24 protein-coding genes and 1 pseudogene are annotated in these 23,198 nt (G+C 61.5%); 14 read left to right on the top strand and 11 right to left on the bottom strand.

Features of this window, described 5'->3' with window-relative positions:
• Positions 1-91: 91 nt before the first annotated feature.
• Positions 92-679, top strand: coding sequence for a YecA family protein (locus M5B99_RS01075; RefSeq protein WP_103496490.1), 588 nt, complete (start codon positions 92-94; stop codon positions 677-679).
• 902 nt (positions 680-1,581) lie between these two features.
• Here the strand turns inward: M5B99_RS01075 and M5B99_RS01070 are convergent.
• Positions 1,582-2,205, bottom strand: coding sequence for a tRNA-uridine aminocarboxypropyltransferase (locus tag M5B99_RS01070; protein WP_248802231.1), 624 nt, complete (start codon positions 2,203-2,205; stop codon positions 1,582-1,584).
• A gap of 14 nt (positions 2,206-2,219) precedes the next feature.
• A complete protein-coding gene (locus M5B99_RS01065) occupies positions 2,220-3,113 on the bottom strand; it encodes a LysR family transcriptional regulator (protein ID WP_248802230.1) in 894 nt (297 codons plus the stop codon).
• A gap of 167 nt (positions 3,114-3,280) precedes the next feature.
• Between M5B99_RS01065 and speB the strand changes: the two genes are divergently transcribed.
• The 6 genes from speB (at position 3,281) to M5B99_RS01035 (ending at position 8,622) form a co-directional block, all read left to right on the top strand.
• Positions 3,281-4,231, top strand: coding sequence for an agmatinase (gene speB, locus M5B99_RS01060; protein WP_248802229.1), 951 nt, complete (start codon positions 3,281-3,283; stop codon positions 4,229-4,231).
• 9 nt (positions 4,232-4,240) lie between these two features.
• Positions 4,241-4,651 (top strand): YybH family protein, encoded by a 411-nt coding sequence (locus tag M5B99_RS01055; RefSeq protein WP_248802228.1) that lies wholly within the window; start codon positions 4,241-4,243, stop codon positions 4,649-4,651.
• A 54-nt stretch (positions 4,652-4,705) separates the two neighbouring features.
• Positions 4,706-6,214, top strand: a complete 1,509-nt coding sequence (locus M5B99_RS01050) for a purine-cytosine permease family protein (protein WP_248802227.1) — start codon at positions 4,706-4,708, stop codon at positions 6,212-6,214.
• 208 nt (positions 6,215-6,422) lie between these two features.
• A complete protein-coding gene (locus M5B99_RS01045; protein ID WP_248802226.1) occupies positions 6,423-7,802 on the top strand; it encodes a sodium:solute symporter in 1,380 nt (459 codons plus the stop codon).
• 257 nt (positions 7,803-8,059) lie between these two features.
• Complete coding sequence (locus tag M5B99_RS01040) at positions 8,060-8,374, top strand: acyl carrier protein (protein WP_248802225.1); 315 nt, start codon at positions 8,060-8,062, stop codon at positions 8,372-8,374.
• Positions 8,371-8,622 carry an acyl carrier protein gene (locus M5B99_RS01035; protein WP_248802224.1) on the top strand — a complete coding sequence of 84 codons (252 nt, stop codon included), beginning with the start codon at positions 8,371-8,373 and terminating at the stop codon, positions 8,620-8,622. The genes M5B99_RS01040 and M5B99_RS01035 overlap by 4 nt, the downstream gene beginning before the upstream one ends.
• Positions 8,623-8,679: 57 nt before the next feature.
• Here the strand turns inward: M5B99_RS01035 and M5B99_RS29930 are convergent, their stop codons facing one another.
• Positions 8,680-8,805, bottom strand: coding sequence for a PA1414 family protein (locus M5B99_RS29930; protein WP_017903325.1), 126 nt, complete (start codon positions 8,803-8,805; stop codon positions 8,680-8,682).
• Positions 8,806-8,931: 126 nt separating this feature from the next.
• On the bottom strand, positions 8,932-9,834 hold the full coding sequence (gene ptrR, locus M5B99_RS01030; RefSeq protein WP_248802223.1) for a putrescine utilization regulator PtrR: 903 nt from the start codon (positions 9,832-9,834) through the stop codon (positions 8,932-8,934).
• Between the two features lie 103 nt (positions 9,835-9,937).
• Here ptrR and M5B99_RS01025 point away from each other — a divergent pair, with 103 nt between their 5' ends.
• Entirely contained in the window at positions 9,938-11,113 is a 1,176-nt protein-coding gene (locus M5B99_RS01025) for an MFS transporter (protein WP_248802222.1), read from the top strand.
• A 97-nt stretch (positions 11,114-11,210) separates the two neighbouring features.
• Here M5B99_RS01025 and M5B99_RS01020 read toward each other — a convergent pair whose 3' ends face one another.
• Positions 11,211-12,047 (bottom strand): S1 RNA-binding domain-containing protein, encoded by an 837-nt coding sequence (locus M5B99_RS01020; RefSeq protein WP_100938929.1) that lies wholly within the window; start codon positions 12,045-12,047, stop codon positions 11,211-11,213.
• Positions 12,048-12,395: 348 nt separating this feature from the next.
• On the opposite strand from M5B99_RS01020, the gene M5B99_RS01015 reads away from it, so the two are divergent.
• Together M5B99_RS01015 and M5B99_RS01010 are read left to right on the top strand one after the other, a co-directional pair.
• Entirely contained in the window at positions 12,396-12,584 is a 189-nt protein-coding gene (locus M5B99_RS01015; protein ID WP_176987101.1) for a hypothetical protein, read from the top strand.
• A gap of 192 nt (positions 12,585-12,776) precedes the next feature.
• Positions 12,777-13,037: pseudogene (locus M5B99_RS01010) on the top strand (DUF6279 family lipoprotein); the annotation flags it as partial.
• A gap of 31 nt (positions 13,038-13,068) precedes the next feature.
• On the opposite strand, the gene M5B99_RS01005 reads toward M5B99_RS01010, so the two are convergent.
• The 3 genes from M5B99_RS01005 to M5B99_RS00995 form a co-directional block, all read right to left on the bottom strand.
• Positions 13,069-13,461 (bottom strand): transcriptional regulator, encoded by a 393-nt coding sequence (locus tag M5B99_RS01005; protein ID WP_248802221.1) that lies wholly within the window; start codon positions 13,459-13,461, stop codon positions 13,069-13,071.
• Between the two features lie 228 nt (positions 13,462-13,689).
• A complete protein-coding gene (locus M5B99_RS01000; RefSeq protein ID WP_248802220.1) occupies positions 13,690-15,036 on the bottom strand; it encodes a DEAD/DEAH box helicase in 1,347 nt (448 codons plus the stop codon).
• 28 nt (positions 15,037-15,064) lie between these two features.
• Positions 15,065-16,042, bottom strand: coding sequence for a helix-turn-helix domain-containing protein (locus M5B99_RS00995; protein WP_248802219.1), 978 nt, complete (start codon positions 16,040-16,042; stop codon positions 15,065-15,067).
• Positions 16,043-16,322: 280 nt separating this feature from the next.
• On the opposite strand from M5B99_RS00995, the gene M5B99_RS00990 reads away from it, so the two are divergent.
• The 3 genes from M5B99_RS00990 (at position 16,323) to M5B99_RS00980 (ending at position 19,923) form a co-directional block, all read left to right on the top strand.
• On the top strand, positions 16,323-17,636 hold the full coding sequence (locus M5B99_RS00990; protein ID WP_248802218.1) for an ABC transporter substrate-binding protein: 1,314 nt from the start codon (positions 16,323-16,325) through the stop codon (positions 17,634-17,636).
• A gap of 96 nt (positions 17,637-17,732) precedes the next feature.
• Entirely contained in the window at positions 17,733-18,506 is a 774-nt protein-coding gene (locus M5B99_RS00985; protein WP_248802217.1) for an L-iditol 2-dehydrogenase, read from the top strand.
• Positions 18,507-18,624: 118 nt separating this feature from the next.
• A complete protein-coding gene (locus tag M5B99_RS00980; protein WP_248802216.1) occupies positions 18,625-19,923 on the top strand; it encodes a mechanosensitive ion channel family protein in 1,299 nt (432 codons plus the stop codon).
• Here the strand turns inward: M5B99_RS00980 and M5B99_RS00975 are convergent.
• From M5B99_RS00975 to M5B99_RS00965, 3 genes are all read right to left on the bottom strand, one after another.
• Complete coding sequence (locus M5B99_RS00975; protein WP_248802215.1) at positions 19,920-20,780, bottom strand: carboxylate/amino acid/amine transporter; 861 nt, start codon at positions 20,778-20,780, stop codon at positions 19,920-19,922. The two genes, M5B99_RS00980 and M5B99_RS00975, sit on opposite strands and share 4 nt — an antisense overlap.
• Positions 20,781-21,154: 374 nt before the next feature.
• Positions 21,155-21,754, bottom strand: coding sequence for an FMN-dependent NADH-azoreductase (locus M5B99_RS00970; RefSeq protein ID WP_248802214.1), 600 nt, complete (start codon positions 21,752-21,754; stop codon positions 21,155-21,157).
• A 148-nt stretch (positions 21,755-21,902) separates the two neighbouring features.
• Positions 21,903-22,217, bottom strand: coding sequence for a 3-phosphoglycerate kinase (locus M5B99_RS00965; protein ID WP_248802213.1), 315 nt, complete (start codon positions 22,215-22,217; stop codon positions 21,903-21,905).
• 49 nt (positions 22,218-22,266) lie between these two features.
• On the opposite strand from M5B99_RS00965, the gene M5B99_RS00960 reads away from it, so the two are divergent.
• On the top strand, positions 22,267-23,190 hold the full coding sequence (locus tag M5B99_RS00960; protein ID WP_248800473.1) for a LysR family transcriptional regulator: 924 nt from the start codon (positions 22,267-22,269) through the stop codon (positions 23,188-23,190).
• Positions 23,191-23,198: the final 8 nt, after the last annotated feature.

The following is a 23,198-nucleotide window of genomic DNA, read 5'->3' as shown; positions in this document are numbered from 1 at the left end:
GCCGGTCGGTTAAGGGAATTCAGTGCTTGCTGGCCTGGGGGCTCAAGAACGCCTAGAATTGCCTATCGTTTATTCCCAAGGTAGCCCTTCAATGTCCTTCGCTGAGCAACTCACCCGCCTGCAAGCCTTCCTCGACGCCGACGAGCTGCACGAAGAGGCGCTGGACTATGTGGCCGCCCACGGCTACCTGACCGCGTTGTCGATCTGCGCCGAGATCGTCCCTGATCGGGAATGGATCGACGCCCTGTTCGCCGAGGAACCGCACTACAGCGACGCCGCCCAGCGCGAAGAGATCGAAGCCACGCTGATCCAGCTCAAGGCCCATATCGCCCGCCAGCTGGCGTCCGATGAAGAGTTCGAGCTGCCGTGCGACCTGGACCTGGGCGACGACCCGGACGACTCCGAGCTGCGCGGCTGGTGCATCGGCTTCATGGAGGGTGTATTCCTGCGCGAGGAAGCCTGGTTCGAAACCGCCGAGGACGAAGTCAGCGAAATGCTCCTGCCGATCATGGTCGGTTCCGGCCTGTTCGACGAACAACCCGAGTTCGCCGATATCGCCGCCGATGCCAACTTGATGGACGACATGATCGTGCAGATCCCGGAAGCCCTGACCGCGTTATACCTGCTGTGCAACGCCCCGGACGAAAAGCCGGCGATCCTCAAGCCACGTCATCACTGACTAGCCCGAGCAGGAGCAGGAGCAGGAGCAGGATTTTGTAGGAATCGGATTCTGTGGAAACAGGATTCTGTGGGAGCAGGATGCTGTGGGAGCAGGATTTATCCGCGAAGAGGCCCCTGAGACCGCCAAAAGCTTCGCGGGCAAGCTCCGCTCCCACAGTGGATATCCAGTCGTAAGCAAACTCTCGGCTAGACACAGACATTGTGGGAGCAGGATTCATCCGCGAAGAGGCCCTCGATACCACCAAAAGCTTCGCGGGCAAGCTCCGCTCCCACAGTCGATATCCAGTCGTAGGCAAACTCTCGGCTAGACACAGACATTGTGGGAGCAGGATTTATCCGCGAAGAGGCCCCTGAGGCCGCCAAAAGCTTCGCGGGCAAGCTCCGCTCCCACATGGATATCCAGTCGTAAGCAAACTCTCGGCTAGACACAGACACTGTGGGAGCAGGATTCATCCGCGAAGAGGCCCCTGAGGCCGCCAAAAGCTTCGCGGGCAAGCTCCGCTCCCACATGGATATCCAGTCGTAAGCAAACTCTCGGCTAGACACAGACATTGTGGGAGCAGGATTCATCCGCGAAGAGGCCCCTGAGGCCGCCAAAAGCTTCGCGGGCAAGCTCCGCTCCCACAGTGGATATCCAGTCGTAAGCAAACTCTCGGCTAGACACAGACATTGTGGGAGCAGGATTCATCCGCGAAGAGGCCCCTGAGACCGCCAAAAGCTTCGCGGGCAAGCTCCGCTCCCACAGTGGATATCCAGTCGTAAGCAAACTCTCGGCTAGACACAGACATTGTGGGAGCAGGATTTATCCGCGAAGAGGCCCTCGATACCACCAAAAGCTTCGCGGTGATACGGCGACCCGACAAGTCCCGCTCCCACACGTTATCCAGCGCCTTCCCAGATTCAAGCATCCTGAATTGTCGGGTGCCCTTGCCCGTGATTGCGTAGGAAAGTCTCTTCGCCCATCGCGCGAATCTGTCCTTCGATCAGCGCTTCGAACGGCCGCAGCAACGCCGCGAACGAAACCGGCGCTTCCAGGGTTTCCAGTGCCTGGACAATCGCCTCAATCGTCGATAGCGCGCCCGGCTCCGGCGCCTTGCGCAATCGGTAGCGCGACACCGCCCCCGCCCCCAGCGTCACCCGTGGCAACGCCGCCAGCAACGGATTGAGGTAGAGCAGCTTGCGCGCCTTGCGCCAGGTGCCATCGGGTACTACCAGCAACAACGGCAAATCCCTCGGCACCGCCGCATAAGCCTGCAAGGGCCGCGCATCGTCTGCCGGGAACAGCAATTTCACCTGGTAGCCGGGCTGTTGCAGCAACCGGGGCAGGTCCTCGAAAACCTCCCCCACCCGCAACTCGGCATTGCTCAACCCCAGCGCCGCCAGCCGGGCGGTGTTCAAGGCATGATTGACCTCACTGGGGTGCTGCAGCAGCAGCACGCGGGTGCGGCTATCCAATTGTGGGATCAGTGCACACAAGCAGTGGCTTTCTGGACGCAGGCAGCGTTCACAATGGGCTCTGGACATTGAATTGATACCGATCAGGGCTGGTTGAGCTGCGCTTTGAGCAGGTCGCGGAAGGTCTGGATCAACGGCTCGCGACTGCGGCCCCGACGCAGGATCATGGAGAACGGCGCCTGGTAGCCGAAGGTCGCGGGCAGAAGCACCCGCAAATCCCCCTTGTCAGCCCAGGGCTGGGCATAGTGCTCCGGCAGATAGCCGATATAGGCGCCGGACAACACCAGGATCAATTGCGCCTCCATGCTTTCCACCGTCGCCGCACTGTGCTTGAAGCCATGGCGCGCCAGTTCGGCCTGGCTCCAGTAGCCACGTCCGACCATGCGTTGCTGGGTAATCACCTGTTCCGGGATCCGTCGTTCGTTGTACAGCGGATGCCGGCTGCTGCAATACAACCAGTGCTGCTCGCGGTACAGCGGCTGGTAAACCAGCCCGCTCATGCGCGTGGAGAAGGCGCCGATGGCCAGGTCGAGGCGATTGTCCTGCACACCGAGCTGCAATTCGTAGGGGCTCATCACCGACAGGTGCAGGTGCACTGCCGGGTGCTCCTGGCTGTAGGCGCCGATGGCCTCGGCCAGGGGCAAAGCCGGCTCGCTGACCGTGGAATCGATCACCCCCAGGTTCAAGGTGCCGCGCAACTCGCCCTTGAGGGCCGCGGCGTATTGCTCGAAACCTTCCAGCTCGCCGAGCAGGCGCAGGGTTTCCTGGTGGAACAGCTCACCTTTGCTGGTCAGGCTGAAACCGCCGCGCCCGCGATGACACAACACCAGGCCCAGGGACGCTTCAAGCTGGCTCATGTAGGTGCTGATGGCCGAGGTCGAGAGATTGAGCTCCTGCTGGGCATTGGCGAAGCCCTGGTGCCGGACCACGCTGACGAAGATGCGCAATAGTTTGAGGTCAGGTAAAGCATTGGCCATGGGAGTTCCTGGGGAAAGTCTGCATTGCCGGAAACAATTCTGTTCGCCCAGTTTCCCATTAGTTCAGAAAAATCTGAACTAACTATTTGCCGTCAGCGATTCTTCCCACCCGGCACCTTTCGCAGAATCGCCCCCCTGATAACCAAAATAAATGATGAGGCTTACCCGTGGACAAGATTCTTCACCAACCACTGGGCGGTAACGAAATGCCGCGCTTCGGCGGTATCGCCACCATGATGCGCCTCCCGCACCTGCAATCGGCCGCCGGCCTAGACGCCGCGTTCATCGGCATCCCGCTGGACATCGGCACCTCGCTGCGCGCCGGGACCCGTTTTGGTCCGCGGGAAATCCGTGCCGAGTCAGTGATGATCCGCCCGTACAACATGGCCACCGGTGCCGCGCCCTTCGATTCGCTGTCGGTGGCCGACATCGGTGACGTGCCAATCAACACCTTCAACCTGCTGGACGCCGTGCGCATCATCGAAGAAGCCTACGACGCCATCCTCGAACACCCGGTCATCCCGCTGACCCTGGGCGGCGATCACACCATCACCCTGCCGATCCTGCGGGCCATCCACAAGAAGCACGGCAAGGTCGGCCTGGTGCACATCGACGCCCACGCCGATGTCAACGATCACATGTTCGGCGAGAAAATCGCCCATGGCACCACCTTCCGCCGCGCCGTGGAAGAAGGCCTGCTGGACTGCGACCGCGTGGTGCAGATCGGCCTGCGCGCCCAGGGCTACACCGCCGAAGACTTCAACTGGAGCCGCAAGCAGGGCTTCCGTGTGGTCCAGGCCGAAGAGTGCTGGCACAAATCCCTCGCCCCGCTGATGGCCGAGGTACGCGAAAAAGTCGGCGGCGGCCCGGTGTACCTGAGCTTCGACATCGACGGTATCGACCCGGCCTGGGCACCGGGTACCGGCACCCCGGAAATCGGTGGCCTGACCACTATCCAGGCGATCGAGATCGTCCGCGGCTGCCAGGGCCTCGACCTGGTCGGCTGCGATCTGGTGGAAGTCTCGCCACCCTACGACACCACCGGCAACACCTCGCTGCTCGGCGCCAACCTGCTGTACGAGATGCTCTGCGTACTGCCCGGCGTGGCCCACCGCTGAGGAGCTACCGTGAACGACCATGACCAGGTACTCAAGGCCGCCGCCGAGTTGGTGGCCGCCTTCGCCGCCAATGATCGCGAAGCCTACTTCGGCGCCTTCAGCGCCGATGCCAGCTTCGTTTTCCACACCCTCGAACAGCCCTTGCTGTCACACGATGCCTATCAGGCGCTGTGGGACAACTGGCGGGCGGACGACGGCTTCGAGGTGATTTCGTGCACCTCGAGCAACGCTTTCGTCAGCCTGCAGGGCGATGTGGCGATTTTCATCCATGACGTGGCCACCGAGCTGCGCATGCAAGGGGAGCTTCTCTTTAGCCAGGAGCGCGAAACCATTGTGTTTCGCAAACAACGAGAATCAGGCCCATGGCTGGCCTGCCACGAGCATTTGTCAGCGAAACCCCAGGGAATGCCCTCCCCTTAGCCAACCCCGGTAACCCTCGCGGAAGACGAGGGCACCGCAGTGATCGGAGCGATCATGAATAAAAACAACAATGAAAAAAGCCTTGGCAGCATTGAAACCAACGGGGTCGAACAGATCCCCGACCACGAACGCGATGCCCGACCCAGCGACCTGTTTCGCCTGATCTTCGGCGGCGCGAATACCTTTGCCACCGCCGTGCTCGGCAGCTTCCCGGTGCTCTTCGGCCTGTCCTTCCAGGCCGGCGTCTGGGCGATCGTGCTGGGCGTGGTGCTCGGCGCGCTGATCCTCGCGCCCATGGGCCTGTTCGGGCCGATCAACGGCACCAACAACGCCGTGTCCTCCGGCGCGCACTTCGGTGTGCATGGACGGATCGTCGGCTCGTTCCTGTCGCTGTTGACCGCCATCGCGTTCTTCTCGCTCTCGGTGTGGAGCTCGGGGGATGCGCTGATCGGCGGCGCCAAGCGGTTGGTCGACATGCCGGAAACCGATCTGACCCTGGGCCTGGCCTACGGCCTGTTCGCGATCCTGGTCCTGACGGTGTGCATCTACGGCTTCCGCTTCATGCTGTGGGTCAACCGCATCGCCGTATGGGCCGCCAGCCTGCTGTTCCTGCTGGGGATCTTCGCCTTTGCGCCGGCCTTCGACAGTCACTTCGCCGGGACCGTGGCGATGGGTCAGGCCGGTTTCTGGGCAGCCTTCATCGGTGCCGCGCTGGTGGCCATGAGCAACCCGATTTCCTTCGGGGCGTTCCTGGGCGACTGGTCGCGTTATATCCCCCGTGAAACCTCGAAAGTCCGGATCATGCTGGCGGTGATCGCCGCGCAGATCGCCACCTTGATCCCCTTCCTGTTTGGCCTCGCCACCGCGACCATCGTGGCGATCAAGGCACCGGACTACATCACCGCGAACAACTATGTCGGTGGCCTGCTGGCCGTCTCGCCGACCTGGTTCTTCCTGCCGGTATGCCTGATCGCGGTGATCGGCGGCATGTCCACCGGCACCACCTCGCTGTATGGCACCGGGTTGGACATGTCCAGCGTGTTCCCACGGTTGCTGTCGCGGGTCAAGGCAACCTTGCTGATCGGCGTGCTGTCGATTGCCTTCATCTTCGTCGGACGCTTCGCGGCGAACCTGGTGCAGAGCGTGTCGACCTTCGCCGTGCTGATCATCACCTGTACCACCCCGTGGATGGTAATCATGATCATCGGCCTGCTGGTGCGTCGCGGCTACTACTGCCCGGATGACCTGCAAGTCTTCACCCGTGGCGAAACCGGTGGGCGCTACTGGTTCAGCCACGGCTGGAACTGGCGCGGCCTGGGTGCCTGGATCCCCAGCGCGCTGGTGGGACTGTGCTTCGTCAACCTGCCGGGGCAGTTCGTCGGCCCGCTGGGCAACCTGGCCGATGGCATCGACATCAGCCTGCCGATCACCCTCGGGCTGGCGTCGCTGATGTACCTGGCACTGCTCAGCCTGTTCCCGGAAACCGCTGAGGTCTACGGACCGCGGGATGCGCGCAGCCAGGATGGCAAAACCTTGAAGCCTGGAATGCGCCAGACGGCCTGATACACCTGTGGCGATGGGGCTTGTCGGAACGCCGCATCGCCCCGTTCGGCTGCGAAGCAGTCGCAAACCGGATACTGCAATCGGCCTGATGCAGCGCACTTGCTGACTTCAGGGCCGCTTCGCGCCCCAACGGGAGCAAGCCCCCTCGCCACAAAATGTACCTTGAAGCTTGCTTCACCATAAAAAAGATAAACGGAGACACGCCGTCATGGCTTTGGATTTATTGGTTGTACTCATTTATGCCGCCGGCATGCTCGTGCTCGGTTACTACGGCATGCGCAAGGCCAAGACCCACGAAGACTACCTGGTGGCCGGCCGCAACCTGGGCCCGACGCTGTACATGGGCACCATGGCCGCCACGGTACTCGGTGGCGCCTCCACCGTCGGCACTGTGCGCCTGGGCTATGTCCACGGGATTTCCGGCTTCTGGCTCTGCGCGGCCCTCGGGTTCGGCATCATCGCGCTGAACCTGTTCCTCGCCAAACCGCTGCTGAAACTGAAAATCTTCACCGTGACCCAGGTCCTGGAGAAACGCTACAACCCCATGGCCCGCCAGGCCAGCGCGGTGATCATGCTGGCTTATGCGTTGATGATCGGCGTGACCTCGATTCTCGCCATCGGCACCGTGCTGCAAGTGCTGTTCAACCTGCCGTTCTGGCTCTCGGTACTGCTGGGCGGCGGCGTGGTGGTGGTCTACTCGACCATCGGCGGCATGTGGTCGCTGACCCTGACCGATATCGTCCAGTTCGTCATCAAGACCGTGGGCCTGATGTTCATCCTCTTGCCGATCTGCCTCTACCGCGTCGGTGGCTGGGATGAACTGGTGAGCAAACTGCCGGCGAGCAGCTTCAGCTTCACCACCATCGGTTGGGACACCATCATCACCTACTTCCTGATCTACTTCTTCGGCATCCTCATCGGCCAGGACATCTGGCAACGGGTGTTCACTGCCAAGGATGAGAAAGTCGCGAAATATGCCGGCAGCGTCGCCGGGGTCTACTGCATCGTCTACGGCCTGGCCTGCGCCCTGATCGGCATGGCCGCCCATGTGCTGATTCCGGACCTGGCCAACGTGAACAACGCCTTTGCCGCCATCGTCAAGCAGTCGCTGCCCGATGGCATTCGTGGCCTGGTGATCGCCGCGGCGCTGGCGGCCATGATGTCCACCGCCAGCGCCGGCCTGCTGGCCGCCTCCACCGTGCTGACCGAAGACCTGCTGCCGAAGCTGCGCGGCGGCAAGCAGTCGAGCCTGGGGATCAACCGCCTGTTCACCTGCCTGACCGGGATCGTGGTGCTGGGCATCGCCCTGGTGGTCAGCGACGTGATCAGTGCCCTGACCCTGGCCTACAACCTGCTGGTGGGTGGCATGCTGATTCCGCTGATCGGCGCGATCTTCTGGAAACGCGCCACCACCAGCGGCGCCATTACCAGCATGGCCCTGGGCTTCGTCACCGCCCTGGTGTTCATGTTCAAGGACGGCCTGGACGCCAATACCCCGATCTACTACAGCCTGGCCATCGGCCTGATCAGCTTCATCGTGGTCAGCCTGCTGTCCCCGCGCCCGGCCAACGTAGCCATCGCCATCTGATACCGCGGTTACTTCAGCGGGTGCGACGTCGGTTGTCGCATCCGTTTTTTTACCTGCAATCCCCGCACTGAAAGTGCCCAGCCCCACCTGGGGATGAACGGTCAAGCCCCCCGCGAAACTTGTGCTGTACTGGCCTATAGCGACTGCCTTCTTGATTAACAAGAAAGTACAAGGATCGCTGGTGTCATACCTGACAGCTATCGCACTGCCCCAGGAAAGGGTCAAACAATAAGAAGACTTTCCCCGAGGCGTTGTTTATGAACAGGCTCGAGATTCATCAGCAAATCTGCCATTCCATCGAGGAACAGTTGTCGTTGAAGTGGCCGCAGAATCCCTCCCAGGCCACTGACGACACCTACTCCCTCGATCTCGTCGAGTTGTTCCAGCACCTTGAATGTCTGTTCAACGTGCATCTGGATCTGAACCGCGACCTGAGAGGCATCACTACCCTGGGTGATCTCAGTCGGTTTATCTATGAGAAGACTCAGCCCGCCGATCCCAGCGGACTTCCCCTGCTCGGCACAGCCCCGCCGCCCCAACCACCAAGACAGCAGAGGAGACCGCAGGCATGAAAAGAACCGATATTCGCAAGAACGTGCATGATTTCGTCAGCCGGCGGCTCGACGACCATCAGGCGTTCGCTGACGATCAGAGCTTGCAGGCACTGGGATTCGACACACAGGACATTGAAGACCTGATGTTCTGTCTTGAAGATGAGTTTGATCTGACGGCATTTACCGAAGAGGAAGACCGCTTGCTCAAGGAAGCGGTCACGGTCAACGACTTGAGTCGTTTCCTGCAGAAAATCGCCAGGCACTGACCTTCGCAAATACGGCCCCGCCCCTATCGCTGAACCGTATTGCCCGCCCGGAGGCGCTTACCGACGCGGCTGGCGACGACGGCGATCATCGTCGGTACGAATAGGTACCGGCTGCAGCGGCGGTTCGATCAGGCCAAGGGCAACACCGAGGTCATGGAGCCAAGTTTGCAGTTTGTCTTTCATATAGCCCCCTTCAGGGTAATGCGAGCGACGGAGTTCTGTAGCCGCTTCACACAGATCATAGCCCTAAGTCCTACGCAATGCTGTCCCTTGCACCAGGATCTTTGATTTAAATCATGGCAAAACGCTTCAAGCCGACGCACGGAGCCCTTCGGCGCTGGTCACCAAGGGCAGCAAGGCGTTTTTCTGCAGTTCGATCCAGGCCGCCAGGTTGGCGCCGACCATACCCTTGCGCCACATCAGCCAGGTGCTGGCACTGGCAAACGGCTCGACCAGCCGATGCACCGACACGCTTTCCCGCCCGGGCAGGCTGGCCAGCATTGACTCGGACATCATCGCCACGCCGGAACCGGCGGTGACACAGGCAAGCATACCGGGATAGGACTCGATCTCGATGGCCCGCCCCATGGTCGCGTGATAGTGGCCGAACCAGGCCTCCAGGCGCAGGCGGTAGGCACAGCCGCGACGAAAGGTGAAGACCGGCCGCCCCTGTACCTCCAGGGCACTGCGCACCGGCGGGTGATCGGCCGGAGCGATCAACACCAGGGTTTCACCGCAGAACGCAATGCCGTCGAGCCCGGCCAGCTGCAGCGGGCCATCCACCAGGGCGGCATCCAGCCGCCCGGAGACCAGTCCTTCGAGCAGTTCGCCGCTGGGCGCGGACTGCACCTGCAAGTTCACGTCCGGATAAGTGCGGTGATAACGCGCCAACATCGACGGCAGGTAAATCGCCGCGGTGCTATACATGGTGCCCAGAACGAAATCCCCCGCCGGCTGCCCGCCGCGCACGGCGGTCTGGGCTTCGTCATGCAGCGAAAACAGCCGGCTCGAGTAATCGAGCAGGACCTTGCCGGCCGGAGACAGTTGCAGGCGCTGGCGCTCACGCAGGAACAACTCGACCCCCAGTTGCTCCTCAAGCTGCCTGATACGCGTGGACAGGTTCGACGGCACCCGATGCAGGCGCTCGGCCGCACGGGTGATGGAACCCTCCTCGGCCACGGCCTGGAAGATCCGTAATTGGCTGAACTCCATCATCCTCTCCAAATATGAACAAGTTACTCACTATTATTCATTTTTAATGAAAGTCAATCGATCCTAGCCTGACGGTCATAGTCCTCTGCCGGGAAATGACACCATGTCACCTCTGATTCGCCTGACCGCCTGCTTTATCGCCCTGATGATGGCCATGGGGGTGGGCCGCTTTGCCCTGACCCCGCAACTGCCGCACCTGATCAGCGAAGGCCAGATCGACCTGACCGCCGGTGGCCTGATCGCCGCCGCCAATTACCTGGGCTACCTGCTGGGCGCGGTGGATGCCATGTTCGCCCGGCGCGCGCACCATGTTCGCCTGCGCCTGCTCGCCGGCCTGTGGTCATGCGTGCTGCTGACCCTGGCCTCCTACTGGGCCCACGGGTTCTGGTCGCACTGGCTGCTGCGCTTCGGCACCGGGGTGGCAAGTGCCTGGGTGGTGGTCATGATCACCAGCCTGAGCCAGCCGCTGGCCCATGCCGCCGGCCGGCCACGCCTGGGCGCCTGGGTGTTTGCCGGTCCCGGCCTGGGCATCGCGCTCACCGGTCTGCTGGCGCTGGGCTCGAATCTGCTGGGGCAGAACTCGTCGACCCTGTGGCTGGTGTATGCCGGTGTCGGCCTGCTGATGTTGCTGCTGATCCTGCCCTTCCTCCCGCTGCCGAACGCCAAGCCCGTCGTCACCACAACCGCTCCCATGGCCATTGACAGCGAGCAGCAACCCATCGGTCATCTGGGACTGATCTATGCCTTGTATGGCCTGGGCTACATCATTCCGGCGACCTTTCTCTCGCAGATGGCCAGTGCGCGCTTCCACGGGCAATGGCAGGCCGACCTGTTCTGGCCCAGCTTCGGCCTGCTCGCGGCCCTCGGTGTGGTACTGGTGAGCCTGCGGCGCGCCAGGCCTGACAGTACCCGTCGCTGGTTGATGGTGACGCTCTGGCTGCAGGCAGCCGGGGTCTTCACCTGCCTATTGTCGAGCGGCCTGGGGCTGACGCTGGGGGTGATGCTCTGCGGCACACCGTTCCTGGCCTGCATGCAGCTGGTCATGCAGCGCTCGCGGGAACTGGCACCTCACGCCACTCATCGCAATGCCGGGCTGCTGACCGCCTGTTTCGCCATCGGTCAACTCTGCGGGCCGTTGCTCGCGGCCTTGAGCAGCCACTTCAGTGGTGGCCTGCAACCGGCCTTGATCGTGGCGGGCAGTGGCCTGGTGCTGGCGGGGATGGTGTTGTTGCAGCCAGGAATGGCTCCAGCATCGAAGGCGGCCCAAGTGCAACGCTGATCGTCGCAGGGCCGCAACTCCAGGGTGCGGCAGGCAGGACCGCTGTGCTGTCCATCGCCGGCAAGCCGGCGATGACGTCAGCCAAGGCAACCAAGACTCAGCTCAACTCGATACGATCGGCATGGATCACAATCTGCCCTTGCTTGTAGAGCGCACCAATGGCCTTCTTGAAATTGCCTTTGCTGACCCCGAACAAACCACTGATCACGGTGGGATCGCTCTTGTCGCTGACCGCCAGCACACCATTGTTTTCACGCAACTTGGCGAGGATCTTGCTGTTCAGGCTGCCGGAGGCTTCCTCGCCCACGGGTTGCAGGCTCAGGCTGATCTTGCCGTCGGCGCGGATCTCCTTGATAAAGCCCTTTTCCTCTTTGCCGGCCCGCAGGAACTTGAACACTTCGTTCTTGTGAATCAGGCCCCAATGCTTGTTGTTGATGATCGCCTTGAAACCCATATCGGTCGCTTCGGCCACCAGCAGGTCGACTTCCTGGCCGGGCGTATAGCTGGCCGGAGTCTTGTCCAGGTAGCGGTCCAGGCGCGCCGTGGCGGTAATGCGGCGGGTATGCTTGTCGAGGTAGACATGCACCACGCAATAATCGCCGGCGCTCAACTGGCGCTTCTCCTCGGAATACGGCAACAGCAGGTCCTTGGGTAATCCCCAATCGAGGAACACACCGATACTGTTAACTTCCTTGACTTTGAGACTGGCGAATTCACCCACCTGAACTTTGGGTTTTTCCGTGGTGGCAATCAACTTGTCAGCACTGTCCAGATAAATGAAAACATTCAGCCAGTCTTCATCTTCACTGGGAATATCCTTGGGGATATAACGGTTGGGCAGAAGAATCTCGCCGTCCGCGCCACCGTCCAGATACAAACCAAAATTAGTGTGTTTAACCACTTGCAAGCTGTTATAACGCCCGACTAAAGCCATTTCCAATACCCTCATTGCGTGGCTGGCATTCTACCCGAGTTTGACGGCGCTGTTTCACAGCCCTTGCCACCCGCTGAAACGCCCGCTGCAAGGCTTGATTTTCAAGGGCTTGCCGACAAAAGCATGGCCGTTCGTCAGACCACCGACCACGCCCAGGCGTGAAATCCCGCCCTTGCACGGTAAATATCGAGGCCTGGTTGCGAGTCAAAACAGTAGCTTAGCCAATAATAACAAGCCCCCCCGAGAAGCCATTGCGAATCCCCCTCTACCTTGGCGCGGGATATTTATCAAGCAATTGTCAAGCCTTTCAGGTAGAATGATCGATCCAGTTAATATCTACACAGGTTAATGGCCGCCATGCGCGTAAAAGCATCCAACAGCAAAGCAAAGCCCGCTCCAGCCGTTGAAACCAGCGATTCGATCAACGAGCAAATTGCGGCTTTCCTGAAATCCGGCGGCGAGATCCAGCAAATTGCCAAAGGCGTCAGCGGCCAGACTTTCGGCCCCTCGAAACAAATCACCCTCGGCAAAAAGTAATTCCCCCCGCGCAACACCCAAGCCACTCTGCGCTTTGAACCCCAAGGCGCAGGGCTGAAGTGACACTCCCGCCCCGCACTGCATGTACCGCGCCGATCGCACCGCGCGCAAGCCACCGTGCGCCCGCGCCAGGCGCCGTGGTCATCGATGGAAACCATTGAGTAATTGAACCACCGGCCGCATAAGCGTTCCATGGAGCAATGTCCCCAACAGGCTTCATCGATGTCGTACCGGCTGACCTCCCTCCTCTGGTTGCTGCTCCTGAGCCTGGCACTCGGCGCCGAGGCCATTGCCCAGGTCGTGCGCACCGTCACGCCCTCGGCGGTCGAGTTGCCGCGGGGCCTGAGCGATCAACAGATACCCGAGATGGGCCAGGCTTTTGCCAAGGATCAGCGTGAGCATCGGGCGCAATATGTGGCCCCGCCCGTCGAGGAACAGATCCGCGACCGCGCGGAGCAGGCCACCCGCAGCCTGCTGGTGGAGCTCAGGCGATCTGCACCTTGGCGGCCACTTGATCGAAGGTGGTCGGGTCCAGCGCGTCGGCCTGCTCGTCGAGTACCTGCAAGGGGTGGTCGTTGCCGGGAATGCTGCTGTCGAGCAGGCTCAACAGCGCAGAGCCACGCGGTGTAAGGATAAAATTCTCGCCATTACCGCCCTCGCCCTCCGGACGGCTCTCGATATAGCCGTGCTTGAGCAACAACCGTTCGTAGTCGGCCGCCAGCGCCTTCAGGTCATCGAGATTGCCCGTCGCCTGTCCCTGCGCGGCCTGGGCCGTGGCGTGCTCCTCGGCATAGGCCCGGGGGGCGAAGCTATGGCCCGCGCTGTTCTGCACCTCATGGAGCAGACGTTCGATCAGTTCCCAGTTGTAAGTCGTCATCCTGATTAACCCTTCACATGTGAGAGTGAGAAGCCCTGCATAAGGATAGAGTAGTGCTGATCATGGCGGTTCAGCCGGTTTGCGCCCACGGATGACCATTGGGCGGAAACCGCCCTCAGAACCGCTCCCGACAAGCTCCGCTCCCACAGACATCGCTCCCACAAAAACGCCAATGCCCCGACAAGTCGGGGCATTGGTGGGAGAGCAAGCGCCTCAGCCGATTGCCGGTTATTCGGCAGCCGGGGCTTGCGGCTTGCGGCGCTTGAGCGGCGCCATGCCGTCCTTGCTGACCAACGACAGCGCATCGGTCTTCGGCCGGTTGGCGATCTTGCGCTTGGTCGGCGCCTTGGCGGCCGACTTCTTCTTGTCGCCCTTGGCGTCGGTCTTTTTCTTTTTCACGCCGACAGCCTTGCCCGAAGCCTTGACCTTCTTCGGTCCGCCGTAGGTACCTTTGACTTCCTTGATGGTACGGCGCTCGAAGCTCTGCTTGAGGTAACGCTCGATGCTCGACATCAGGTTCCAGTCGCCGTGGCAGATCAGCGAGATCGCCAGGCCGTCGTTACCGGCACGCCCGGTCCGACCGATGCGGTGCACGTATTCGTCGCCGCTGCGCGGCATATCGAAGTTGATCACCATGTCCAGGCCGTCCACGTCCAGGCCACGAGCGGCGACGTCAGTGGCCACGAGGATCTTCACCCCACCCTGTTTCAGGCGGTCGATGGCCAGCTTGCGGTCCTTCTGGTCTTTCTCGCCGTGCAGGACGAAAGCCTTGTATTCCTGGGCCACCAGACGACCGTAGATACGGTCGGCCATGGCCCGGGTGTTGGTGAAGACAATGGCTTTCTGATAGGTCTCGTTGGCCAGCAACCAGTTGAGGATCTGCTCTTTATGCTGGTTATGGTCGGCGGTGATGATCTGCTGGCGCGTGGTGTCGTTCAACTGGCTGACCGCATTGAGCTGCAGGTGTTCGGGGTTGTTCAGGACCTTGGCGATCATGTCGCGCAGGCCGGAACCGCCGGTGGTGGCGGAGAACAGCATGGTCTGCTGGCGGTTGGTGCATTCGTCCACCAGGCGCTGCACGTCTTCGGCAAAGCCCATGTCGAGCATGCGGTCGGCTTCGTCGAGCACCAGCACTTCGACTTCTTTCAAGTCCAGGTTGCCGGCGTTCAGTTGCTCGATCATCCGCCCCGGGGTGCCGATCAGGATATCCGGCACCTTGCGCAGCATGGCGGCCTGGACCTTGAAGTCTTCACCGCCGGTGATCAGGCCGGACTTGATAAAGGTGAACTGGGAGAAACGCTCGACTTCCTTGAGGGTCTGCTGGGCCAGCTCGCGGGTCGGCAGCAGGATCAGGGTCTTGATGCTTACACGGACCTTGGCCGGGCCGATCAGGCGATTGAGGATCGGCAGGACGAACGCGGCGGTCTTGCCACTGCCGGTCTGCGCCGTCACCCGCAGGTCACGCCCCTGCAACGCCAACGGAATGGCCGCCGCCTGCACTGGCGTAGGCTCGACAAATTTAAGCTCGGCCACGGCTTTGAGCAGGCGTTCGTGCAGGGCGAATTCGGAAAACACGGGTGCTACCTCGAAGAAATACAAAATATCAGCGGCATAGGGTAACGGTTTCGAGCGCCGAGGCCGAGTTTCTTTGTGAAAAGCGCGACAAACAGCGCTGTTTTTCTGCGCTGAATGGGTTGGCGCGACGATAGTCCGTCGGGGTCTGGCTCATCTCCACACGAAAGTGCCGATTGAAATTGGAGAGATTGCAGTAGCCCACCTCGAAGCAGATGTCCGCCACCGACATCTGTGTTTGCAACAGCAAACGGCAGGCGCGCTGGACCCGCAACTTGCGCATCAGGTCGATAAAGCCGTGCCCGGTAATGCGTTTGAAAAACCGTGAGAACCCCGGCTCGCTCATCCCCAACTGCCCGGCGATCACTGACAGCCGGATATCCCCCGTCAGCTCCCTGAGCAAGTAATCGAAAGCCTTGTGGATGCGTTCGGAGCTTTTCGCATCCGGCGCAGGCATATAGCAGGTGCTGGCCAGACAGCACGCCTCTGTCACCGGCGCACTCGCCAGGGTGTTCAACAACTGCAGGAACAGCAGCAAACACGGCAAACCCTGGGCAGCACCGATGGCTTCCAGCAGTCGCGCGGCTTCAAGCGCCGTTTCGCCGCTGAACTCCAGGCCGCGCCGGGCGCGCTCGAACAGCACCTGCAAATCGCCAAGCTCGGGCATGACTTCGCGCAGGGCCAGCAGCGCCGCGCCGTCGAATTGCAAAACCACATCGCGCCCCAGCAGGTGCTCCCCCGGCGCCAGGTCACCCATCCAGTCATGGGGCAGGTCCGGCCCCATCATCGCCACGTGGCCAGCGGCAAACGCGCCGATGTAATCGCCCGCCACCAATTTTCCGCTGCCCTGGCGGATCAAGTGAATTTCGTATTCGGGATGATGATTCCAGCGCGCAAGCGCGTAGGGATAGTCGTGCTCATACCAACGAAAGCTGTGTTCCGGCTGGGGCAGGATGACTTCCAGCTCGGCAGGGGGCTGCTCGAATAGCACGGCGTGGCGATCAGGCATGGTTTGCCCCTTTTTTTATAGTTCTGTTCAGCAACATAGCCGGATCAAAGCCTGTTCGCTACCCAGGGCCTTACCCGGGACTGGTACTTTTTTGATCTTTGTGGAGGCCAGGCAGAGCGATCAAAAAAGTATCGGCCTCTCGTTCTCAACGCGTTTGTTGCGCCTTCCGCGAGCTGCTGTAATCCAGCCGTCACCCGCCACGGTCCGAGACGTTTCTGACCAGCCACGGCTTACAACAACAATAATGATTCCGCGCCACCGGCGTGGAGTGGAGAGCATCATGAAGACCCGGCATCACGCGCTCATCCTGTCCGCTGGCTTGTCTTTGGCCTGTGCCGCCCAAGCCGCCGAAACCCTCACCATCGCGACGGTTAATAACCGCGATATGATCCGCATGCAGCGGCTCTCCAAGGTTTTCGAAGCGCAGCACCCCGACCTCAAGCTCAATTGGGTCGTGCTGGAAGAGAACGTCCTGCGTCAACGACTGACCACCGACATTGCGACCCAAGGCGCACAGTTCGATGTCTTGACCATCGGCACCTACGAAACGCCGCTGTGGGCCGCCAAGCATTGGCTGGAACCGATGACGGATCTGCCGGCGGCCTACGATGTCGCCGACATCTTCCCTTCGGTGCGCCAGGGCCTGTCGCTCAATGGCACGCTCTACGCCCTGCCCTTCTACGGTGAAAGCACGGTCACCTATTACCGCACGGATCTGTTCAAGCAAGCCGGGCTGAGCATGCCCGAGCATCCGACCTGGACCCAGCTCGGCGAGTTTGCCGCCAAGCTGCACCATCCCGATAAAGAGCAATACGGCATGTGCCTGCGTGGCAAGGCCGGTTGGGGCGAGAACATGGCGCTGCTGAGCACCATGGCCAATACCTTCGGGGCGCGCTGGTTCGATGAACAATGGCAACCCGAGCTGACCGGACCTGAGTGGACCGCCGCGGCCAACTTCTACGTCAGCACCCTCAAGAACTACGGCCCGCCGGGTGTTTCAAGCAATGGTTTCAACGAAACCCTGGCCCTGTTCAACAGCGGCAAATGCGCCATCTGGGTCGATGCGAGCGTCGCCGGCTCCTTTACCACGGACAAGACGCAAAGCCGGGTCGCCGACACAGTGGGCTTCGCCCCGGCGCCGGTGGAGGTCACGGATAAAGGCGCGTCCTGGCTGTATGCCTGGTCATTGGCGATACCCACGACTTCCCGGCACAAAGAGGCCGCCAAGGCGTTCATCAGTTGGGCCACGTCGAAAGACTACATCCAGCTGGTTGCCGACAAGGACGGCATCACCAATGTGCCACCAGGCACCCGTATATCCACCTACAACGATGCCTACCTGAAGGCAGCGCCCTTCGCCAAAATCACCCTGCAGATGATGCAGAACGCCGACCCCGCCCACCCGTCGGCCAAGCCCGTGCCCTATGTCGGTATCCAGTACGTGACGATTCCCGAGTTCCAGGCCATTGGCACCTCGGTGGGCAAGCTGTTTTCCGCCGCGCTCACCGGCCAGATGTCGGTAGAGCAAGCCCTGGGCGCTGCGCAAACAGCCACGGTCAAGGACATGCGGCGCGCGGGCTACCTGAAAAAATAACAGTCGATGCTCAGCCGCCGCGCCAGGCAGCGGCCTGACTTGACAACCTGCAACGCCCCCCCGGCAACTCATTTTCGCGAACGGGAAGCACATCTGATGAAACGACTTGAAGGAAAAAGCGCACTGGTGACGGGTTCGGCCCGTGGCATAGGCCGCTCATTCGCCGAAGCCTATCTCCGCGAAGGCGCCAGCGTGGCGATCGCCGATATCAATCTTGAACGCGCACAGGCGACCGCCGCCGAACTGGGTCCAAAGGCTTATGCGGTGAAGATGGATGTCACCCGGCAAGCCTCTATCGACGAAGCCATTGCCACGGTGGTCGCCCGGACCGGCAAGCTCGACATCCTCATCAATAACGCGGCATTGTTTGATTTGGCACCCATCAGCGAAATCACTCGCGAGAGCTACGAGCGGCTGTTCTCCATCAACGTGGCCGGCACCTTGTTTACCCTTCAAGCCGCCGCCAAGCAGATGATCGGCCAAGGTCATGGCGGCAAGATCATCAACATGGCCAGCCAGGCCGGGCGGCGTGGTGAAGCCCTGGTCGCGGTGTACTGCGCGACCAAGGCGGCCGTGATCAGCCTGACCCAGTCCGCCGGACTGGACCTCATCAAGCACAAGATCAACGTCAATGCGATCGCGCCCGGGGTGGTCGACGGCGAGCATTGGGACGGCGTCGATGCCCTGTTCGCCCGACATGAAAAGCTCCCCCCGGGAGAAAAGAAGAAACAAGTGGGCGCGCAAGTCCCCTACGGCCGGATGGGTACCGCCGAAGACCTGACGGGAATGGCCATCTTCCTCGCCTCGGCGGAGAGCGACTATGTCGTTGCGCAAACCTACAACGTCGACGGGGGCAACTGGATGAGCTGATGTCGGGGGCCGCTCGCCAGCGAGATTTTTGTGAGCGGATTTGTCTTCAACGGTCATCTTCCCGGTGTTAAATGATCTAATCCCCCGGTCATTTCCTTCAGAAGATTCGCCATCCCCCATGGATATCAAACAGCTCTGGCTGCGCACCCAGGACTTTTTCAGCGCACTCGATCAACATCCGCTGCTGCAAACCGGACTGGGTCTGGCGCTACTGCTGATCGTGGCGCTGGTGCTCGGCCGGGTCGCACGCTATGTGATCCTGCATACCGCCCGGCTGCTCGGGCGCCAGCCGGCGCTGCACTGGGTCAACGATCTGCTGCAGAACAAAGTCTTCCACCGCCTGGCGCAAACCACGCCCTCGCTGGTGATCCAGTTCGGCCTGCACCTGGTGCCGGAATTGAGCAGGAACGGCCTGATATTCTTCGGCAATGTCGCACTGGCCTTTACCTTCCTGTTCCAGGTGCTGGCCATGAGCGCCCTGCTCAACGCCTTGCTGGATATCTACGCGCGCACCGAACATGCGCGCACGCGCTCGATCAAGGGCTATGTGCAGTTGGCAAAGATGGTGCTGTATGTGTTCGGTGCCATCGTTATCGTCGCCACCCTGATCGACCGTTCGCCGCTGTTGCTGCTCTCGGGCCTGGGCGCCATGTCGGCGGTGATCCTGCTGGTCTACAAGGACACCCTGCTGTCCTTCGTCGCCAGCGTGCAATTGACCAGCAACGACATGCTGCGGGTCGGCGACTGGATCGAGATGCCCCAGGTCGGCGCCGACGGCGATGTGGTGGACATCACCCTGCACACGGTCAAGGTACAAAATTTCGACAAGACCATCGTCTCGATCCCGACCTGGCGGCTGATGTCCGAGTCGTTCCGCAACTGGCGCGGCATGCAGCAATCGGGGGGGCGGCGGATCAAGCGCAGCCTGTTTATCGACGCCGGCGCCGTGCGTTTCCTGCACGATGATGAAGAACAGCGGCTGAGCCGGGTGCGTCTGCTCACCGACTATATCGGTCGCAAGCAGGCCGAGCTCAAGGCCTGGAACGAGGCCCAGGGCAATGTCGCGGCGATGTCGGCGAACCGTCGGCGCATGACCAACCTGGGAACCTTTCGCGCCTATGCCCTGGCGTATCTGAAGAGTCATCCGCAAGTACAGCCGGACATGACCTGCATGGTCCGCCAGATGCAGACCACCGCCCAGGGCGTGCCGCTGGAGATCTACTGCTTCACCTCCACCACCGTCTGGGCCGACTATGAACGTATCCAGGGGGATATTTTCGATTACCTGCTGGCGGTGCTGCCGGAGTTCGGTCTGAGCCTGTACCAGCAACCGAGCGGCAACGACCTGCGCGCCGGGATGTTGCCGGCGCTATTGGGCGCCAGCCATATTCCCGAGCCGCAGGAGCACGCGCTCTAGGCCCTGAGCGCTCGCGCGCCCAGGCGGCTGACCCAGACTGCCGCGAGAATCACCAGGCCACCGAAGAACAACCGCCCCAAGGGTTCATGCCGGTTCCAGATCAACAAGTTGATCAGCAAGCCCACCGGTACGTGCAGGTTGTTCATCACCGCCAGCGTGGCGCCATTGACCAGGCACGCGCCCTTGTTCCACCAATACATCCCCAGCGCCGTGCTGAGCAGCCCGAGAAACAGCAGCACGGCCCATTGCAACGGCCCCTCGGGCAGGTAGTTGGCCTTGCCGAACAACAGGAAGGCCGGCAACGCCACCGCCAACGCGCCCAGGTAGAAATAGCCGAAGCGCCGGTAATGCGGCAGGTCGCTGGGGTGACGCGCCACCAGGTGTTTGTAGAGCACCTGCCCGGCGGCATAGGTGAAGTTGGCCAGTTGCAGCAGCACGAAGCCCATGAAGAAATCCGGATTGATCCCGTCGTAGCGGATCACTGCCGCGCCGGCCACCGCCACCAGGGCCGCGAGCAAGGCCCAGGGGTTGAAGCGCCGGTTCAGGGCATCTTCGATCAGGGTCACGTGCAAGGGCGTGAGAATGGTGAACAGCAGTACCTCCGGCACCGTCAGCACCCGGAAGCTCAGGTACAGGCAGACGTAGGTGACGCCGAACTGCAAGGCACCGATCAGCAGCATGCCGCGCATGAATGCCGGTTCCACCTGGCGCCAGCGGGTCAAGGGAATGAACACCAGCCCGGCCAGCAGCACCCGCACCAGCACGGCGAAGTAACTGTCGACATGGCCGGCCAGGTATTCACCGATCAGGCTGAAGGAAAACGCCTGGAGCAGCGTGACAAAAAGTAGATAACCCATGAGTACCTCGTACATGTGGCGAGCGGGCTTGCCCGCGCTCGACTGCGAAGCAGTCGTAAAACCTATGATCCCGATCTACCTGGCACACCGGGGCCAACGTTTTTTGGGGGCGCATCCCCCCAGCGCGGGCAAGCCCGCTCACCACAAAAAAGTAATACCGCTCGCCGAATGGCCGCGACCTTAGCGACTTTCTGCCGCACAAGGAATCCAGGACGAAAAAAAACCCGATCGGGTTGGGCGGCCGGATCGGGTTGCATGCACTCAGGGAGCAACCAGTGCAAAGGGAGGTTCTGCGCGTACAACTTGAAGGAGCTACTTGAAGAACTGTTGCTGAGCACACTAGAACAATCGGCGATTAGCTGAACATTAAGCCTTCACGCCACCTGGGCGATCCGCGCCTTGGCCTGGTTCAGGCCTTTTTCCTGGAAGTCGCCGCCCATGTTCAGGCCTTCGGCGTGAATGAAGGTGACATCGTGGATACCGATAAACGCCAGCACCTGGCGCAGGTAGGGTTCCTGGTGATCGTTGGTGCCACCGGCATACAACCCGCCGCGCGCGGTCAGGACATAGGCTCGCTTACCGACCAGCAGGCCTTGCGGGCCGGTGTCGGTGTACTTGAAGGTCAGCCCGGCCCGCAGCACATGGTCGAGCCAGGCCTTGAGGGTGCTCGGGATCGCGAAGTTGTACATCGGCGCGGCCAACACCAGCACGTCCGCCGCCAGCAGCTCCCCGGTCAGTTGGTCGGAGCGTTCCAGCGCCGCCTTCTCAACGGCGGTGCGCTGCTCGACGGGCTTCATCCAGCCGCCCAGCAGGTGGCTGTCCAGATGTGGCACCGGGTCGGTCGCCAAGTCACGAACCGTGATCGGATCGCTTGGGTGGGCGGCTTGCCATTGACCGATGAATTGCTGGGTCAACTGGCGGGAAACCGAGTCTTGCTGGCGGGCGCTGCTTTCGATGATCAGTACGCGGGACATAGGATATAGGCTCCATCGCTAAGGGCTGTAAGTCGATGGCGTGAAGATTAAACAGCACCCAGCCGATAAAAAAGCCGAAAAAATGACTACAACCTATCTATAAATTTGTTGATAGGCGGAGCATGCTTGGCGGAATGCTCCTCGGGTGTCACTTCGCTACGCAGCTCAGCTCCAGGCGCAAGCGGATAATGCTGCGGGTGAATTTGACGCTGGCGTTCTTGCTTTGCCCGGCAGCCAGATCGAGCTTGCGGGTTCGCGGGGCTTCGGGCCCGTTGCGGAACACCACGGTGCACAGCGCATCGGTTTTCCCGTAGTTGTTCACCTGGATGGAACCGATATCCGTATCGGTATCGAAGGTCGTGTAGTCGATACCGAGACCGTTGAGTTGTTTTTCAACCTCGATGGGATAAGCCCATGCCGTCAAGGGCAGCATGGCCAGCAACACACAACAGATTTTTCTCATTCGGCAGTCTCCAATAAGGACCGCCAGCTTAGGACAAGAGGAACCCAACTTGAAAGCGCCCCGCGTGACCCTTGATCAATGGCGAACGCTGCAGGCCGTGGTCGATCACGGTGGCTTCGCCCAGGCCGCCGAAGCCCTGCACCGCTCACAGTCATCCGTCAGCTACACCGTGGCCCGCATGCAGGATCAGCTCGGGGTGCCGCTGCTGCGCATCGACGGGCGCAAGGCCGTGCTCACCGAAGCCGGCGGCGTGCTGCTGCGGCGCTCGCGGCAACTGGTGAAACAGGCCAGCCAGCTGGAAGACCTGGCCCACCATATGGAACAGGGCTGGGAAGCCGAAGTACGCCTGGTGGTGGACGCCGCCTATCCCAATGCCCGTCTGGTGCGGGCGCTGACCGCGTTCATGCCGCAGAGCCGCGGTTGCCGAGTGCGCCTGCGTGAGGAGGTGCTGTCGGGGGTGGAGGAGGTCCTCCTCGAAGGCGTCGCGGACCTGGCCATCAGCAGCTTCAATATCCCCGGTTACCTGGGCACCGAGATGAGCGCGGTGGAGTTCGTCGCCGTCGCCCACCCGGAACACGCCCTGCACCGCCTGCAACGCACCTTGACCTTCCAGGACCTGGAAAGCCAGTTGCAGGTGGTAATCCGTGACTCCGGCCGCCAGCAACCGCGCGACGTCGGCTGGCTCGGTGCCGAGCAGCGCTGGACCGTCGGCAGCCTGGCCACCGCCGCCACCTTCATCGGCAACGGCCTGGGCTTCGCCTGGCTGCCGCGGCACATGATCGAACGGGAAATCCGGGAAGGCCTGCTCAAGGTGCTACCGTTGGATCAGGGTGGCAGCCGCCATCCGACGTTCTATCTGTACTCGAACAAGGACAAACCCCTGGGACCGGCCACGCAGATTCTCGTCGAACTGCTGCGCACCTTCGACACCGCGCCGCTGGACGCTCCCTTCGCCGCTCCCCGGCAAGCCTGACAGGACGT

This window comes from Pseudomonas sp. MWU13-2100, assembly GCF_023242365.1.
GTDB lineage: Bacteria > Pseudomonadota > Gammaproteobacteria > Pseudomonadales > Pseudomonadaceae > Aquipseudomonas.
Note: the sequence above shows the minus strand (reverse complement) of the source record. Positions and strands in the feature narration are given on the sequence as shown.

What these genes read in the sequence shown, in the direction of transcription:
- M5B99_RS01040 (WP_248802225.1), top strand. Translation starts at nt 8,060, where the DNA reads ATGAACAGGCTCGAGATTCATCAGCAAATCTGCCATTCCATCGAGGAA.
- M5B99_RS01070 (WP_248802231.1), bottom strand. Translation starts at nt 2,205, where the DNA reads ATGTCCAGAGCCCATTGTGAACGCTGCCTGCGTCCAGAAAGCCACTGC.
- M5B99_RS01025 (WP_248802222.1), top strand. Translation starts at nt 9,938, where the DNA reads ATGTCACCTCTGATTCGCCTGACCGCCTGCTTTATCGCCCTGATGATG.
- M5B99_RS01035 (WP_248802224.1), top strand. Translation starts at nt 8,371, where the DNA reads ATGAAAAGAACCGATATTCGCAAGAACGTGCATGATTTCGTCAGCCGG.
- M5B99_RS01075 (WP_103496490.1), top strand. Translation starts at nt 92, where the DNA reads ATGTCCTTCGCTGAGCAACTCACCCGCCTGCAAGCCTTCCTCGACGCC.
- M5B99_RS29930 (WP_017903325.1), bottom strand. Translation starts at nt 8,805, where the DNA reads ATGAAAGACAAACTGCAAACTTGGCTCCATGACCTCGGTGTTGCCCTT.
- M5B99_RS00965 (WP_248802213.1), bottom strand. Translation starts at nt 22,217, where the DNA reads ATGAGAAAAATCTGTTGTGTGTTGCTGGCCATGCTGCCCTTGACGGCA.
- M5B99_RS01045 (WP_248802226.1), top strand. Translation starts at nt 6,423, where the DNA reads ATGGCTTTGGATTTATTGGTTGTACTCATTTATGCCGCCGGCATGCTC.
- ptrR (WP_248802223.1), bottom strand. Translation starts at nt 9,834, where the DNA reads ATGGAGTTCAGCCAATTACGGATCTTCCAGGCCGTGGCCGAGGAGGGT.
- M5B99_RS00990 (WP_248802218.1), top strand. Translation starts at nt 16,323, where the DNA reads ATGAAGACCCGGCATCACGCGCTCATCCTGTCCGCTGGCTTGTCTTTG.
- M5B99_RS01065 (WP_248802230.1), bottom strand. Translation starts at nt 3,113, where the DNA reads ATGGCCAATGCTTTACCTGACCTCAAACTATTGCGCATCTTCGTCAGC.
- M5B99_RS00970 (WP_248802214.1), bottom strand. Translation starts at nt 21,754, where the DNA reads ATGTCCCGCGTACTGATCATCGAAAGCAGCGCCCGCCAGCAAGACTCG.
- M5B99_RS01015 (WP_176987101.1), top strand. Translation starts at nt 12,396, where the DNA reads ATGGCCGCCATGCGCGTAAAAGCATCCAACAGCAAAGCAAAGCCCGCT.
- M5B99_RS00985 (WP_248802217.1), top strand. Translation starts at nt 17,733, where the DNA reads ATGAAACGACTTGAAGGAAAAAGCGCACTGGTGACGGGTTCGGCCCGT.
- M5B99_RS01050 (WP_248802227.1), top strand. Translation starts at nt 4,706, where the DNA reads ATGAATAAAAACAACAATGAAAAAAGCCTTGGCAGCATTGAAACCAAC.
- M5B99_RS01020 (WP_100938929.1), bottom strand. Translation starts at nt 12,047, where the DNA reads ATGGCTTTAGTCGGGCGTTATAACAGCTTGCAAGTGGTTAAACACACT.
- M5B99_RS00975 (WP_248802215.1), bottom strand. Translation starts at nt 20,780, where the DNA reads ATGGGTTATCTACTTTTTGTCACGCTGCTCCAGGCGTTTTCCTTCAGC.
- M5B99_RS00980 (WP_248802216.1), top strand. Translation starts at nt 18,625, where the DNA reads ATGGATATCAAACAGCTCTGGCTGCGCACCCAGGACTTTTTCAGCGCA.
- M5B99_RS00995 (WP_248802219.1), bottom strand. Translation starts at nt 16,042, where the DNA reads ATGCCTGATCGCCACGCCGTGCTATTCGAGCAGCCCCCTGCCGAGCTG.
- M5B99_RS01005 (WP_248802221.1), bottom strand. Translation starts at nt 13,461, where the DNA reads ATGACGACTTACAACTGGGAACTGATCGAACGTCTGCTCCATGAGGTG.